Below are 14,753 nucleotides of genomic sequence, written 5' to 3'. Positions count from 1 at the left end.
GACATTGCGTCGATTCAGATACCGGCGGCACTCAAAATTGCGGAGCGTACAGCGGCAAAACAGTCGTCGGCTTCCGACTCTGGCCCGAGCCCGATGTGACAGGTGTTGCCCAGCGGCCCGGCGTCGCCGAAGCCGGACACCGTGAACCCGCGTTCGGCAGGATCGGTCGACAACGCGTCCGTCGGCGATAGCGTGGCCTGCGCAAATGGCACTGACGTCACGACGACCCCCTTACTCGACCCGACCACCTCGACGATCAGATGCGCGGGCGTCAGCACGACGAGAGTCCCGAAATCGGTGTCCTCGGTGTCAGGCTCGAAGCTCTGTGGCGCCAGCGGACCCGGCTTCACCGACTGCGAACTGCGCGTCACCCACGCGGGGGACTGATCGTCAAGTTCTAGTCCCTCGTCCTTGACGTACTCGCGGAGTCCGAGGCGCATTTCCGTCGCGAGCAGTGGCAGGTTGGCCTCGGTCGTCGTGCGGTTGTATTCGGCGTGTTGAGTCGGCTTCGAAGGGCTCATGCCCGCAAATCTACCGATCAGCGCCCGGCCCGGACGAGCGTTGCGCGCGACCCCCGCGTCGGTCTGCGCTTCGATCCCCGGGTCGGTCTCGGCAACAGGCCGGCTTCGAGGTCGGCCAACAACGAGGCGACGGTCTCGCCGGAGTCGGTCTTGTTGGTACCGATGAAGCCCGACGGCCCGCGCTTGATCCAGCCGGTCACGTACATGCCCGGCACGCGACGACCTTCGTCGACGACGCGTCCTTCGTCGTGCGGGATCACTGCGCGCGCGGCGTCGAAGGGAAGTCCCGGGACGGGCTGACCGCGGTACCCGACCGAGGTGAGAATCAGTCCGGCGGGAAGCGTCTTCGTTGTGGAAAGGCCCGTTCGTTGCGAGTTTGCGACGACGAGCCCATCGGCGGCCCCCGACCCGTCGACCGACACCGCCTGCGGTGTGTGGTTGAACGCGAGTCGGATGTGGCGACCGGAGACGGGCTCGTCGGTCGCCAGTTCTGCCAGGAGTTCGAGCTTGGCCCGTGCCACCGGGTCGAGGTCGTCGTAGGAGACGTCCGCGAAGTCGGAGACATCGGTGACCACTCGCACACCGTTGTCGACGAGGCCGACGAGTTCGGGCATTGTGAAGGCGGCATGCTCCGGACCTCGACGCCCGAGCACGGTGACCTGCTCGATCGACGACGACGCAAGCGCGGCAAGTGCACGAGGCGCGATCGACGTCTCGGCCAGGCGGCCCGCACCTCCGACGAGGATGCGCGCGACGTCGAGCGCGACGTTGCCATTTCCGACCACGACCGCACCGCGGTGCGACAGGTCGGGATCGAGCGAGACGAAGTCGGGATGGCCGTTGTACCAACCGACGAACGACGTGGCCGATCCGACGCCGGGAGCGTCGATCTTCTCGATCTCGAGGCGACGATCCGTCGGCGCACCTCCCGCCCAGATCACGGCGTGATGCCGTGCGCGCAGGTCGTCGAGCGTGATGTCGCGGCCGACCTCGGTGTCGAGAAGGATCTCGACTCGGGGATTGCGGGCGACGTCGTCGAACAGGTCGATGACCTGTCGGGTTCGGGTGTGATCCGGGGCGACGCCGAAGCGCGCGAGGCCGAAGGGGCGTCGGAGGCGTTCGTAGATCGTCACCGACACCGAGCGGTGGCGGAGCAGATCGTCGGCCGCATACATCGCCGACGGCCCCGATCCGACGATGCCCACGGACACGGGCTCTTCGATGCCGAGTGCCCGCGGGTGCTCGATCGGTGCGAGTGGAAGTCGCTGCACGGGGTCGACGGGGAACCGTGCGTCGGTGAGACCGAGCTGTCCGTCGGCGGCGTAGGCGAGCGCGTTGATGTCGGTAAAACGCCCCTGCCCCAACGGGATTCGATGAGAAGGAACGATCGCCCCGACCGGGCACGCACTGACACATGCCCCGCAGTCGACGCAGGTCGTCGGATCGATGTAGAGCATCTCCGACGTCGCGAAGTCCGGCTCGTCCGGTGTCGGGTGGATGCAGTTGACGGGGCACGCGTAGACGCACGAGGCGTCGCCGCAGCACGACTGGGTCACGACATGTGGCATGTGTTGGGCCCGTTACTCTTTCGGTGGCAGAAGCGAAGTGATCGGGTTCAGGCCGCGGTGTAGGTCGGCTCGCTGCGGAACCGCGACGAGCGGCCCGAGATGCCGAGGGCTCGCCACATCGCGCGCGAGGCCGGATTCATCAGGCCGCACTGCTCGGCGAGCATCCGTACATCGCCGAACACGTTGCGGCGCACTCGCTTCGACGACTCGGCGCGCCAGAAGATGTCGCGCATCACCTCGCGCGGGACGTCGAATTCATTCCTGAATCCGCGCGGCGGAACCATGATCGCACCGAGCAGGATGCGCATGGCCAGGGGGAACATCAGCGACAGCCCGAAACGCTGGAAACGGCCCTTACGGGCGACGTTCTCGCGGAGGTGATGGTGCGCGAACGAGATGTGCCGTGCTTCTTCGGCGACGTGTAGTTGCATGACGGCCGCCATCGCGGGGTGGAGGTCGGAACGCGTGCGCAGGAAGTCTTTTTGGAGGTGATCGATGGGTTCCTCGCCGCCGAGGATGCCGAAGAAGAAGATGGTGGGGAACGTCGTGGATACCAGCGGCACCACGGGAGAGATCAGTCGGTAGCCGAGTTTGGCGCCCGGAACGTCCATGCCGATACGGTTGACCAGTTCCTGGAACATCAGTGTGTGGTTGCACTCCTCTTTCGATTCGTGCGTGGTGTAGCGAAATTCCTTGGCGCCGTTGGGCAATTTGAAGCTGTACTGCATCAGGCCGCGGATCAGGATCGACTCGAACTGCAACCCGACCTTCGCGACGTTCGCCTGTCGCCACATGCCGATGCGGATCTGCTTGTCGAGCGGCTGTTCCTGATACCAGGGGTGGCGGCCGATCGGATCGACCTCGTAGTTGAGCACCCATCGCGGATCATCGGGCACGACGGCCATGTCGGGAGCGTCCCAATCGATGTCGAGGTACGGGTCGAAGTTTCGATGAACCGACGCCGACGAGAGGTCGTCGAGGACCTGCTCGTACTCAGCGCGCGGGAGGCCGTGCTGGGCGTCGATCGACACCGTCTCGTCGGGGTCGTACCTCAGTGCCTTCGTCATGAGAACTGCCTTCCGCGAGATGCATTCGGTGCTTGAGCGCAACCGACAGTGTGGGGTGTCACACCGTAGGCTTTCGACGGTAAGTGGCACCGAAATTGTTGTCAACAGCCAATGGCACAGTTTTCGGTGGAAGTGTTCTTCGGTGGCCGGCGACAGACCCTGGAAGGGGCGGACGCGATGGAAAAAGTGCTGATCGTCGTTGCAGCGGTTCTCTTCATCGCGCTGGTGACCGACATCGCTCCTCGCCTGCGGATTCCGGCGCCCCTGGTCCTGGTTTTCGTCGGCGCGGTCATCGGCATCATGCCGTTCGTACCCGCGTTCCACGTCGATCCCGAGTGGATTCTGGTCGGAGTGCTTCCCCCGCTGCTGTATTCGGCGGCCATCGGCATGCCGACGATGGACTTCCGTAGGGACTTCACCGCGATCAGCACACTGTCGGTGGTGCTGGTGATCCTCAGTGCCGTGGTCGTCGGGTGGTTCTTGACGCTTGTGGTGCCGGGTATCTCGCTGGCAACGGGTGTCGCGCTGGGTGCGATCGTGAGTCCCACCGACGCGGTGGCGACGTCGATCGCCAAGCGAATGGGCGTACCGTCGCGCGTCGTCGCCGTGCTCGAGGGCGAGAGCATGCTCAACGACGCGTCGGCGCTGGTGCTCCTGCGGGCCGCGGTAGCGGCGACCGCGGCCACGATCTCGTTCTGGGGCGTGGCGTTGAACTTCGTCTTCGCGGTGGCGGGCGCGGTGGCCATCGGCGCAGCGGTGGGCGTCGCCAACCTGTGGGTGCGATCGCGGATGCGCGACGCCACCGCCAACACGGCGATCTCGTTCACTGTTCCCTACATCGCGTACGTGCCCGCGGAGGCGATCGGAGCGTCGGGTCTCGTCGCCGCGGTGACCGCGGGTCTGATCACCGGCGCAGGCGCGGTCAAATATCTCACGCCGCAGCACCGCATCTCGGACATGCAGAACTGGCACGTCGTCGAGCTGATCGCCGAGGGCGCGGTGTTCCTGCTGATGGGTCTGGAGCTCTTCACCCTCATGTCCGACGTCCACAACGACCACGAGGGCGTGCCGAACGCGGTGTGGATCGGGCTGTCGGTGTTGGGCGTCGCGCTGCTCGTGCGGGCGCTGTACGTCGTGCCGCTGGCATGGTGGCTCGACAGGAAGCGACGACGCGGCGATCAGATCCGCCCGATGCTCGCGGATTTCTCGGTGACGCCGAGCGCCGACATCGACCGCGATCAGGAACGTCGGAGTCGGCAGTGGTGGCGCAGGGCGTTTCGACGCCGCCGCCACCGCGACACCACTCGACTCGCGGCAGGCGACATGCCGCCCGTCTCCACGGACACCGCGGCCCGCATCAATTCGCGGATCACGCGCACACTCGCCGACATCGACTACTACACCGAAGCGCCGCTGGGGCCGAAGGAGTCGGCGATCGTGGTGTGGGCCGGAATGCGCGGCGTGGTGACTGTGGCCGCGGCACAGACGCTGCCGGACGATACCCCGAGTAGGCCGCTGCTGGTACTCGTCGCGTTCGTGGTTGCGGCGGCGTCGTTGCTGATCCAGGGCGGCACGCTTCCGTGGTTGATCCGCAAGCTCAAGATCGGCGACGACACCGAATCGATGCTCGCCGAACGTCGACGGCTTCGGGCAGAACTGGACGCGACCGCCCAGAAAGTGATGGCTGAGTCCGAGACGGTCAGACAGATCCCGTGGTTGCGACCACGACTCGAACAGGTCAGCCGCGAGGCCGATGAGGACGCCGACGCCGTTTCGGATGCCGGTGATTCCGACGATCCGCAGAGCGGTGTGGTGCCCGCGGGCGCCAGTACGCCGTACGGCCTCAACTTTGAAGAACGCGTGCAGATCCGCCGGACCCGCCGCGAGATCATCGCCGCGCAGCGCAAGAAGTTGCTCACGCTGCGTAGCCAGGGAACGTACAGCTCGTCGGCGCTGAGCCGCGCGCTCGGGCAACTCGACGCCGAGGAGATCAGCCTCGACATGCAGCGTGGGTCGTGACTCGCTGAATGTGCCGGTTGCCCAGACGCGCGGATACCGCGACTGTGGGCAACCGGAACTGAACGCTCAGGAGTGGCGAAGGGTCAGCGCTGAGAAACGAAGGGCAACAACGCCATCTCACGCGCGTTGCGGATGGCGGTGGCCACCTGGCGCTGTTGCTGCGGGGTCAGTCCCGTGACGCGTCGGCTGCGGATCTTGCCGCGGTCGGACAGGAACTTGCGCAGCAGGTTCACGTCTTTGTAGTCGACGTCGGTGATGTCGAGCGCGTTGAGCTGATTGCGGGTCTGCTTGGGCTTGGTGTCGGCGCCTGGCCGTGGCCGACGCGGTGCTCGCTTCGCCATGGGTGAAGTCCTCTGTAGTGGGTGATGGGTGGTTGGCCGCAGGGTGCGGACGCTGTGAGCGCCCACACCCGACGGTACTCACCAACTCGACTTGTGTATGCCCGGTAGTTCGCCGCGGTGGGCGAGTTCGCGGAAGCGGACGCGCGACACGCCTGCCTTGCCGACGTAGCCGCGCGGGCGGCCGTCGACGACGTCGCGGTTGCGGACGCGCGTCGGGCTCGCGTTGCGGGGCAGTGCCTGCAGGTCGCGTTGGGCCTGTGCACGCTCTTCGGGTGTTGCGGCGGCGTCGACGATGGTGCGCTTCAGTGCCGAACGTCGTTCGGCGAAGCGGGCCACGGTCTCACGACGCTGCTCGTTGCGGATGATCTTGGATTTCTTGGCCATCAGCGATCCTCGCGGAACTCGGTGTGACGCTTGGCGATCGGGTCGTACTTGCGGATCACCATGCGGTCGGGGTCGTTGCGGCGGTTCTTGCGGGTGACATAGGTGTAGCCGGTTCCGGCGGTTGACCGGAGTTTGACTATGGGTCGGATCTCGTTGCGAGCCATCAGACTTTCTCTCCTCGTGCGCGTATCTGTGCGACCACGGCCTCGATGCCCTTGTGGTCGATGGTCTTGATGCCCTTGGCGCTCACGTCGAGCGTCACGAAACGTCGTTCGCTGGGCAGGTAGTAGCGGCGTCGTTGGATGTTGGGGTTCCAGCGACGTGAGGTCCTTCGGTGCGAGTGCGACACCTGATTGCCGAACCCCGGCGTTCCCCCGGTGACCTGACATCGTGCTGCCACGGCACAACCTCCTTGTTGGAAACGATTGGCGTTAGTGCGGTATTCCACGCTAACGTGGCGGCACACTAAATGGAAATCGTTGCCAATAATTTAGAGTGAAGGGGCGATGCTGTGCAGGCCGATCCAACTGATGCTCGACGCCGGCCGTCGAGGCCGCGCACTCCGATGACGCTGGTCACCGGGCTCGACAGGGGAGCGGTGGCGCGGACCGTGGACGCGCTCGCGATGGCAGGGACCACGCTGGTCCACCACGACCTCTCGTCGCTGCCCAGTGGTCGGGTGCTGCGCACGACCCGCTCGATCGACCTCGACGGCGTCGAGCGCACCGACATTCGCGAGATCTCGCTCGAGCACGGGTGCGTGTCGTGCACGCTACGGATCGACCTGCTCCCGCTGCTGCGTCGACTGCACCAGCGATCAACGGTGGAACGTATTGTGCTGCAACTCGATCCACTCATCGAACCCGAGTCGTTGTGCTGGTCGATCGAGCATGTCGTCTGCTCTGACATGCCTGGATTCGTCGACGCTCCCGCGGGATACGACGTCGTCGTCGACGCGACGATCGCGTGCGTGTCGGAGATGGAGTGGCTCGACGCCGCGAGTGGTGACATCACCCTCGGCGAAGCTGGGCTTGTCGAGTGGTCTGCTAAGTGGGATTCGGCTGTGGCCGAGGACGATCGCACCCTTGCGCAGGTGGCGGTCGGTCAGGTCGCCTTCGCCGACGCGCTGGTACTCGCGGGCGCCGACCCGGCGTTTCGCGACGCGTGGTCGTCGGCGAGGCTGATGGAGGTCTTGCGTCGCCTCGCGCCCGGCGCTCCGATCGTGATGGAGCTGCCTCAACGACCCATCCGGCCGGGCACCCTGATCCAGTTGCTGCGCGCGATCGGCCCGACCGCCCGACGCGGCGCAGTCTTCGGTCCGCATGACCCGCTGCTGCGCGGGACTCCACCGCTGACCACCGAATGTGGCGTGTCGATGGCCGTATTCGAGAGCGACCGCCCCTTCCATCCGACGCGACTGCACGACGCCCTCGACCACCTGCTCGACGGTGTCATCTGCTCCCGCGGCCGAATCTGGCTGGCAACGCGATTCGACGACGTGTTCTGGCTGGAGGCCGCCGGCGGGGCGCTACGGGTCGAGGAGGCCGGACAGTGGGTCGCGGCGATGTCGGCCGACGAGCGCGCCGACGTCGAGGAGACGCGCCTCGCGATGGCGGCGCTTCGGTGGGACGAGGTATTCGGTGACCGTCACAACGCGCTGACGATCTTGACGCACCGCGCGGACGTCACCGAGATTGTCGAGGCATTGAACGCCGCCACGCTCACCGACGTCGAAATGGCGGAGGGGCCGGATGCCTGGCGCGAGTACGACGACCCGTTCGGCACCCGGCACGGGGACCCCTGCGCCGACAGCACGCCTCCCGGGTCCGGATTGCTCTCCATCACTGACGGCCTCGACACCGATCAACAGCACAACGATTCCGAGAAAGGGGATCTCCCATGAAATCTGGCATCCATCCCAACTACCACCCGGTCGTCTTCCGCGACGCCGCGACCGGCACGCAGTTCCTCACCCGGTCGACCTCGACGTCGACGCAGACCGTGGAATGGCATGACGGACAACACTATCCGCTGATCATCGTCGACATCACGAGCGCGTCGCATCCGCTGTGGACGGGCACCGCACGCGTCGTCGACACGGAGGGGCGCGTCGAACGTTTCCGGCGGAAGTATGCAGCGAAGGGCGCATCGGGCAGGGGTTCATCGGGAAGGGGAGGGGTTCGGTAGAAGAGCGGCTGCGCGCGCTCGGGATTGTCCGTTACGACGAGTCTCCACAGATTCGATCTTGTGTTCGAGAATTCCTCGACGCTGTCGGTATTGTCGGGTAATGTAGAACGCATATTCGATATGACGTGGGGCGGGGGTGGCGGCACGTGAACAGCAACAGCAATGGCGTTCAGGGCGGTGGCGCGCCTTCGGCTTTGGCCGCTGCTGCGGTGGGGTCGGCGGATGCGGTGGTGGCGGAGAAACTGTCACGGCTTGCCGCGGTGTTGGATGAGTTAGCTGCCGTCGATGTGTCGCTGGTGTCCGATGCGGCGCTGGTGGAAGCCACTGCTGAGGCCGAACGGTTGGCGTTGCGGACTGCGGGCGCGGTGACGGATCGCTTGATTGTGGAGGCCTCCGACCGGGATCTGCCCCGCGCTCTGGGTTTCCGCGATATTCGCAATTTCATGGGGCATGGCCTGCATATCGGTGATCCGGCTGCGCGGCATCGGGTGATCGCCGCGACTGGGTCGTTCACCACGATCTGCGGCGACCGCCTACCACCGTCGTGTCCCACGTTGGCCGGCTATGTGGTGGAAGGTCGGGTCGCCGGCGCACATGTCCGGGCGGTACTCGAGGTGTTGGAGGCGATCCCCGGTGAGGTGTCGGCCGAGACGAAATCTGCTGCCGAAGCGCAGATGGCTGGGTATGCGGTCCAGTTCACGCCTGCCGAAATCACCAACCTCGGTTCACGGCTACTTGCCCATCTGGATCCGGATGGGACGCTGACCACCTCGAAGGACCGTAAGCGTCGACGCCGGTTGTGGGTGAACCGGCAGAACGCGCAACTCATGTCGCGGTTGACCGCCGATCTCGATCCGATCGCCCGCGCACGCCTCGACACCGTGCTCGACGCGTGGGCCAAACCCGGCATGAATAACCCCGACGACCCCGACTCGCCGGTCGGGCCGATCACCACCGCGAATGCAGAACAGGTCGCAGCGGCCGCCCTGCGTGATGAACGCTCACCCGCGCAACGCAACCACGACGCCTTCTCCGCCCTACTCGGCCAGGTGTTGGAATCCGGCATGCTCGGCAACACCCACCGCGGATTACCGATCCAGGTCATCGTCACCACCAGCCTGCAGGAACTCGAAGAGCAGGCGGGGATCGCACAGACCACGTCCGGAACACTGCTGCCCATACAAGACCTCATCTCGATGGCCGCAGCGAGTGGCGCGAGCCAGTATTTGGCGGTGTTCGGTGAACACACCGGCGTGCCGCTCTACCTGGGGCGGTCGAAGCGGATCGCGTCACTCGGACAACGACTCGCCTCGTTCGCCTCACCCGGCGGAAAGATGTGTTCGGCACCGGGCTGTAACCAGCCCGCTTCACGGGTGCAGATGCATCACGCTGCGAAAGACTGGGCCGACGGCGGACTCACCGATATCGACCAGTTGGTTCCCGCCTGCGATGTACACAACCGGAGAGTTGGCACGAAACCAGGGCAGTTCACGACACGCATGATCACCGACGGCCCCGACACCGGGCGGGTTGCCTGGCGGCTCAACGCCAAGCCCGGCATGCCGGAGAATCCCGAACGCATCAACCGCATCGCGGACGTCAAAGCCGACTTCCGCGACTACCTCGCCGCCGAACACGCCAGCACCGACGCTGCAGCGGCTGCACGCGCCACCGGGTCAGGTACAGACGCGACGGTTACCGAGATCGGCGCGCGAGCAACAGGCAGAGGCGACGCCGAGATCGAGGCGGACACAGCCAGGACAGCGGGCGCCGCTGCGGACACGGCCGGCGCCGAGATCGTCGCGGACGCAGTGCATGGCTGGATGGTGTCGCCGTCCTCGGTGCCAGACTCGCCGAGCAGGCAGGTGGCACGTCAGACGCTCACCGGCGTCGAACTCGCGCTGGCGGATGGGATGCCTTCCGCTGATACTCGGCCTCTCGGCAGGCGGGTCGACATCCGATGGAACCTAACCAGGCCACTCGAACTCGACCCCGAGCCGCCCACAGACCCCAACCCGCCCACAATCCCGGGCACGCCGACAGGTCCAGCTCCACCGGGCGACCCCCTCACACCCCACGGCGTCGGCCCACCGTTGGCCGACGCCGCCTGACCACCGCGGCGACCAGTACCACGCGCCAACCTGGCTGGCCTGCCCGCCCAACGAATCGGGCGCAACGTCGAATCTGGTTGTGTCGCAACCCATCTGCACCCCGCCACCACTCCGGTGGCGGGGTAGGGGTCGTGCCGAACTGGTGGGTGGGTGTCAATCCACCAGCAGCAGTGGTGCCGTGCTGAACAGCACGATGACGAAGAAGGCGAACTCGAACCACATTGCGCCCTGCCAGATCTGCCAGCGGCCGCCTGCGCGCCAGACCCGGTACGTGCGTATCGCTGTCGTGAGCGCTGCGATCAGTACGACGATCGGGGCGACGATGAGCAGGAGCGTCTGCAGGCCACCAGATGACGCGGCCGCGACCAGCACGATGGCGACCGTGAAGAACACCGTGATCACGACCGACGTCATCGCGCGACGGAACTCACTCGGCTCAGACGGTGACGGGCTGCCGGTTGCTTCGCCATCGGTGCGACCGGTGTGATCGCTGTGCGAATTATCTTGCGGCCCAGTCATTTTTGGGTCACCACCAATCGGTTCGGGTGAAGGGTGCGGCTGTTCGGGATGTAGGCGGCGGTTCATTCACCGTACATCTGTCGGTCATTGCAGCAGTGCTGCCTGCACCTTCGGGACCTTGTTCCATTGCCCTCGCAACCGTCGGCGGGCACGATGGATGGTGAGGGTTACTGAGCAGACAGTTGTGAGGAGTTGGAAAACAGATGAATGCGATTCTCGTCGGCGTCGACGGTTCTGAAGCGGCAACGGCAGCAGTCCGTTGGGCAGCCAAGGAAGCAGAACTCGAGCACCTCGACCTCAAGCTGGTCGGGGTCTACGACGCGAGCACGAGCGACTACGCGCCTGGGCTCATCATCCCGCAGGACGTGATCGATGCGATCCGGCAGGACGCCACCGATGCGGTGCAGAGCGCTGCGGCCGCAGCCAAGGAAGTTGCGCCCGACATCACCATCCATACGTCGATCGTCGACGGTGACGCTGCGCGTGTGCTGCTCGAGCTCGGCAAGGACGCTGCACTGATCGTCGTCGGAACACGCAAGCTCGGCAGCGTGAAGGGACTCTTCCTCGGTTCCGTGAGCATCACCGTTGCCGCACACCACCACGGCCGCGTCGTCGTGATCGACGGCGAGGGCAACACCGACGGACCTGTCGTCGTCGGCATCGACGACTCGCCCGTGAGCGAGGCCGCCATCAAGGAGGCATTTCGGCAGGCGTCACTGCGCAATGTGTCGCTCGTCGCGGTGCACACCTGGACCCCGCTCGACGTCGACGCCCTGCACGGCTACGGAATCGATCCCGACGAGGTCACCCGTATGTCGCAGGATGCCGTCGAGGCCCTCGCCGAGCGGCTGGCAGGCTTCGCCTCCGACTTCCCCGACGTCACGATCGAGCGGAAGGTGATCCCCGAGGACCCGGCCAAGGCCGTGCTCGACGCCGCAGGCGACAAGGCGTCGCTGATCGTGGTCGGCAGCCGTGGTCGCGGAGGCTTCACCGGCCTGCTCCTGGGATCGACGAGCCAGAAGGTGCTGCGGGAAGCCAACGCTCCCGTGATGGTCGTCCGGAGCTGACCGGGCTGGGCCACCGGAGAGCCGCGCCCTAAATGTGTGTCCAATCGAAGGAGTTGGGTGCTGCAGCACCCACATCTATCGATAGGACACACATTTAGGTAGGTCCGGCGGGTGGGCGGGCTCGGGTGTGTGATCTCGACAAGCTCGATCAGCGGGCAAGGCGACTTCAAGTTCACTTGAAGTCGCCTATTGTCGTTTTATGGGCCTGAAGAAGATCGAATTGTCCGTCGGTGAGCTGGCGCAGCGCGCGGGCATCGCGCCGTCGGCCGTGCGGTTCTACGAAGACCAGGGGCTGATCTTCTCGCGGCGCACGTCGGGCAACCAGCGGCGCTACCACCGCGCGATGCTGCGGCGGGTCGCGTTCATCCGCGCCTCCCAGGCTGCGGGGATACCGCTTGCGGTGATCGGGGAGGTGTTCACCGAGCTCGGCGATCACGAGTCGCCGTCGCGCGCGATGTGGGAGGCGGCGTCGCAGCGGTGGATCGCCGACATCAATCACCGCATCGACCTACTCGAGACGATGCGCGACATGATCGGTTCGTGCGTCGGATGCGGTTGCTTGTCGTTGGGTGCGTGCCACCTGCTCAACCCTGGCGATGAGTTGAACCGGCAGGGTCCGGGTCCGAGGCGGCTTCCGATCGACTGACGCGTGCGGCGTCGGACGTCATCGTTAGGCTGAGCATCATGGCCCGACCGTCTCGCGTGGCCCTCGCTCTGGGTAGCGGGGGAGCTCGCGGTTACGCACACATCGGCGTCGTCACCGAACTCGACGCACGCGGGTACGAGATCGTCAGCGTCGCCGGATCATCGATGGGTGCACTGGTCGGCGGGCTCTACTGTGCCGGGCGTCTCGACGACTACGTCGACTGGATCAGCGGTTTGTCGCAGCTCGACGTGATGCGTTTGCTCGACGTCTCGCTGTCCAAGCCGGGCGGGATGATCGGCGCCGAGCGCATCCTGGCGCGGGTTCGCGAGATCCTTGGCGACACCGTGATCGAAGACCTCGAAATCCCGTTCACCGCGGTCGCCACCGACCTCGCCGCGGGTCGACCGGTGTGGTTCCAGAAGGGCAGCCTCGTCGACGCCATCCGGGCGTCGATCGCGATCCCCGGTGTGATCCGGCCCCACGAGGTCGACGGTCGACTCCTCGCAGACGGCGGCATCCTCGACCCACTGCCCGTCGCGCCGACGTCGGCGGTCAGCAGCGACGTGACGATCGGGGTTGTCCTCGACGCCGACGAGGGCGCAGAACACGGCGCGAGTCGAGCGCCCAAGACCAAGGGCGTGATCCGCCGCAACATCACCCCGTTGTTGGAAAACGACTGGGTGCGCTCGGTGCGCGAACGGTTCGGCGTCGAGGCCGACGATTCCGGGAGCCACGACGCTCCCGAGGAGGACGCGCCCGCCGGGTCAGACGGATCCGACGACGTCGAGACGCTGTCAACGGCGAGCGAGGTCGACGACGGTGCCAAAGCGGCTCCGATGGGCAGGATCGAGATCCTGCTGCGCTCTCTCGACATCATGTCGATCGCGCTGACCCGCTACCAGATCGCGGGATACCCGCCGGACATTCTGATTCGAGTGCCACGTAAAGCCGTGCGCACGTTGGATTTTCACAAGGCCACGGAGATGATCGAGCTGGGTCGCGCACTGACCGCCGAAGCGCTCGACAAGCTTCCGGAGGAGCCGTGATCTGAGTGAAGCAGATTCCTCGCGGGATCTGGGTGCTGCTGGCTGCCAACGTGGTCATCGCTCTCGGCTTCGGTCTGATCGCGCCCGCGCTCCCGACCTTCGCGCGCAGTTTCGACGTCGGCTACACCGCGGTGTCTGCGGTGGTGTCGGCGTTCGCGGTGATGCGCCTTGTGTTCGCGCCCGCCACCGGACGCCTGGTGACGGTACTCGGCGAACGTCGCATCTATCTGACCGGTCTGCTGATCGTCGCGGCGAGCACATTGGCATGTGCGTTCGCGCAGAACTACATTCAGCTTCTCCTGTTCCGTGGTGCGGGCGGTATCGGTTCGACGATGTTCACGGTGTCGGCGATGGCGCTGCTGATCAGGTTGTCGCCCAACGAGATCCGCGGCAAGGTCTCGGGGTTCTTCTCCGCGGGCTTCCTGATCGGTAACATCACCGGCCCACTGATCGGCAGCGCGCTGGTCGGGTTCGGATTGCGCATGCCGTTCGTGGTGTACGCCGTCGCACTGTTGATCGCGTCGGCGGTCGTCGCAACGCAACTGCGCGACACCGCGGCGCCCGAGGTCTCCGACGTTCCGCAACGAGGTGCGATGTCGCTGCGAACCGCGTTGCACGACAGCGCCTACCGCGCGATCATCGCGTCGAACTTCACACAGGGCTGGGCGTCGATGGGAGTGCGCGTCGCGGTGGTGCCGCTCTTCATCACCGAGGGACTCGACGAGTCGGCCGCCATGACCGGTGTGGTCCTCGCCGTGTACGCGGCCGGTAACGTCGCCGCGATTCTGGTCGCGGGAAGGATGTCCGACAGGCTCGGTCGCCGACCGGTGATGCTTCCCGGCCTCGCCATCATGGCGATCTCGACAGCCCTGCTCGGGTTTTCGCCGAATATCGTCTTCGCGCTGGTGCTCTCGCTGTTCGCCGGTGTCGGATCGGGATTGTTCGCCCCGACTCATCAGGCCGCGCTCGCCGACGTTCTCGGCGCCAGACGTCAGGGTGGTTCGGCGCTCGCGGCCTACAGCATGTCGTCAGATCTCGGTGCGGTCACCGGTCCACTGATCGTCGGGTTCGTTGCTGGAAGTGTCGGATTCGGCCCGGCATTCGTGCTGACCGGAGCGGTGGCAGCCGTTGCGTTCGTCGCATGGCTGTTCGCCCGCGAGTCGGCTCCCGAGGTTGTCGGTGCCGTCCCGCGACTGCATCCGACGCAGCAGTCCGATCCCGACGCACCCTGACGCTCGGCGTCGAGCATGCGCGGCACTCGGCGACTAGATTTGATC

The 14,753-nt window shown here is 65.8% G+C and carries 16 protein-coding genes; 8 read left to right on the top strand and 8 right to left on the bottom strand.

Features of this window, described 5'->3' with window-relative positions; genetic code table 11:
• Positions 1-14 precede the first annotated feature (14 nt).
• Genes ACRVY7_RS02205 through ACRVY7_RS02195 form a run of 3 tightly spaced genes read right to left on the bottom strand, consistent with a single transcriptional unit; the run spans position 15 to position 3,156 of the window.
• On the bottom strand, positions 15-521 hold the full coding sequence (locus ACRVY7_RS02205) for a hypothetical protein (protein ID WP_064868054.1): 507 nt from the start codon (positions 519-521) through the stop codon (positions 15-17).
• A 17-nt stretch (positions 522-538) separates the two neighbouring features.
• Entirely contained in the window at positions 539-2,089 is a 1,551-nt protein-coding gene (locus tag ACRVY7_RS02200; RefSeq protein WP_431815827.1) for a 4Fe-4S binding protein, read from the bottom strand.
• A gap of 47 nt (positions 2,090-2,136) precedes the next feature.
• Positions 2,137-3,156: an AurF N-oxygenase family protein gene (locus ACRVY7_RS02195; protein ID WP_431815826.1), complete on the bottom strand. Its 1,020-nt coding sequence runs from the start codon at positions 3,154-3,156 to the stop codon at positions 2,137-2,139.
• Between the two features lie 177 nt (positions 3,157-3,333).
• Here ACRVY7_RS02195 and ACRVY7_RS02190 point away from each other — a divergent pair, with 177 nt between their 5' ends.
• Positions 3,334-5,175 carry a cation:proton antiporter gene (locus tag ACRVY7_RS02190; RefSeq protein ID WP_331436649.1) on the top strand — a complete coding sequence of 614 codons (1,842 nt, stop codon included), beginning with the start codon at positions 3,334-3,336 and terminating at the stop codon, positions 5,173-5,175.
• Positions 5,176-5,258: 83 nt separating this feature from the next.
• Here the strand turns inward: ACRVY7_RS02190 and rpsR are convergent, their stop codons facing one another.
• The 4 genes from rpsR to rpmB form a co-directional block, all read right to left on the bottom strand.
• Entirely contained in the window at positions 5,259-5,516 is a 258-nt protein-coding gene (rpsR, locus tag ACRVY7_RS02185) for a 30S ribosomal protein S18 (protein WP_431815825.1), read from the bottom strand.
• A 78-nt stretch (positions 5,517-5,594) separates the two neighbouring features.
• Positions 5,595-5,900: a 30S ribosomal protein S14 gene (gene rpsN, locus ACRVY7_RS02180; protein WP_431815824.1), complete on the bottom strand. Its 306-nt coding sequence runs from the start codon at positions 5,898-5,900 to the stop codon at positions 5,595-5,597.
• Complete coding sequence (gene rpmG / locus ACRVY7_RS02175) at positions 5,900-6,064, bottom strand: 50S ribosomal protein L33 (RefSeq protein WP_005179659.1); 165 nt, start codon at positions 6,062-6,064, stop codon at positions 5,900-5,902. The genes rpsN and rpmG overlap by 1 nt, the downstream gene beginning before the upstream one ends.
• Complete coding sequence (rpmB, locus tag ACRVY7_RS02170) at positions 6,064-6,300, bottom strand: 50S ribosomal protein L28 (protein ID WP_431815823.1); 237 nt, start codon at positions 6,298-6,300, stop codon at positions 6,064-6,066. Before rpmB ends, rpmG begins: the two co-directional genes overlap by 1 nt.
• A 165-nt stretch (positions 6,301-6,465) precedes the next feature.
• Between rpmB and mrf the strand changes: the two genes are divergently transcribed.
• The 3 genes from mrf to ACRVY7_RS02155 all read left to right on the top strand — a co-directional run bounded on the left by mrf (position 6,466) and on the right by ACRVY7_RS02155 (position 10,198).
• A complete protein-coding gene (gene mrf, locus ACRVY7_RS02165) occupies positions 6,466-7,803 on the top strand; it encodes a ribosome hibernation factor-recruiting GTPase MRF (protein WP_431815822.1) in 1,338 nt (445 codons plus the stop codon).
• Positions 7,800-8,087, top strand: coding sequence for a type B 50S ribosomal protein L31 (locus ACRVY7_RS02160; protein ID WP_431815821.1), 288 nt, complete (start codon positions 7,800-7,802; stop codon positions 8,085-8,087). Before mrf ends, ACRVY7_RS02160 begins: the two co-directional genes overlap by 4 nt.
• A gap of 146 nt (positions 8,088-8,233) precedes the next feature.
• A complete protein-coding gene (locus tag ACRVY7_RS02155) occupies positions 8,234-10,198 on the top strand; it encodes an HNH endonuclease signature motif containing protein (protein WP_431815820.1) in 1,965 nt (654 codons plus the stop codon).
• 153 nt (positions 10,199-10,351) lie between these two features.
• Here ACRVY7_RS02155 and ACRVY7_RS02150 read toward each other — a convergent pair whose 3' ends face one another.
• On the bottom strand, positions 10,352-10,612 hold the full coding sequence (locus ACRVY7_RS02150) for a hypothetical protein (protein ID WP_431815819.1): 261 nt from the start codon (positions 10,610-10,612) through the stop codon (positions 10,352-10,354).
• 308 nt (positions 10,613-10,920) lie between these two features.
• On the opposite strand from ACRVY7_RS02150, the gene ACRVY7_RS02145 reads away from it, so the two are divergent.
• From ACRVY7_RS02145 to ACRVY7_RS02130, 4 genes are all read left to right on the top strand, one after another.
• The gene (locus ACRVY7_RS02145) at positions 10,921-11,784 is read left to right on the top strand and encodes a universal stress protein (RefSeq protein WP_049697961.1); all 864 of its coding nucleotides are present in this window, start codon (positions 10,921-10,923) and stop codon (positions 11,782-11,784) included.
• Between the two features lie 199 nt (positions 11,785-11,983).
• A complete protein-coding gene (gene soxR, locus ACRVY7_RS02140) occupies positions 11,984-12,430 on the top strand; it encodes a redox-sensitive transcriptional activator SoxR (RefSeq protein WP_049697962.1) in 447 nt (148 codons plus the stop codon).
• 38 nt (positions 12,431-12,468) lie between these two features.
• Entirely contained in the window at positions 12,469-13,476 is a 1,008-nt protein-coding gene (locus tag ACRVY7_RS02135; RefSeq protein WP_064869492.1) for a patatin-like phospholipase family protein, read from the top strand.
• 5 nt (positions 13,477-13,481) lie between these two features.
• Positions 13,482-14,708: an MFS transporter gene (locus ACRVY7_RS02130; RefSeq protein WP_431815818.1), complete on the top strand. Its 1,227-nt coding sequence runs from the start codon at positions 13,482-13,484 to the stop codon at positions 14,706-14,708.
• Positions 14,709-14,753: the final 45 nt, after the last annotated feature.

It is taken from the genome of Gordonia jacobaea (assembly GCF_965344965.1).
Lineage (GTDB): Bacteria > Actinomycetota > Actinomycetes > Mycobacteriales > Mycobacteriaceae > Gordonia > Gordonia jacobaea.
This window is presented reverse-complemented; position numbering and strand designations above follow the sequence as displayed.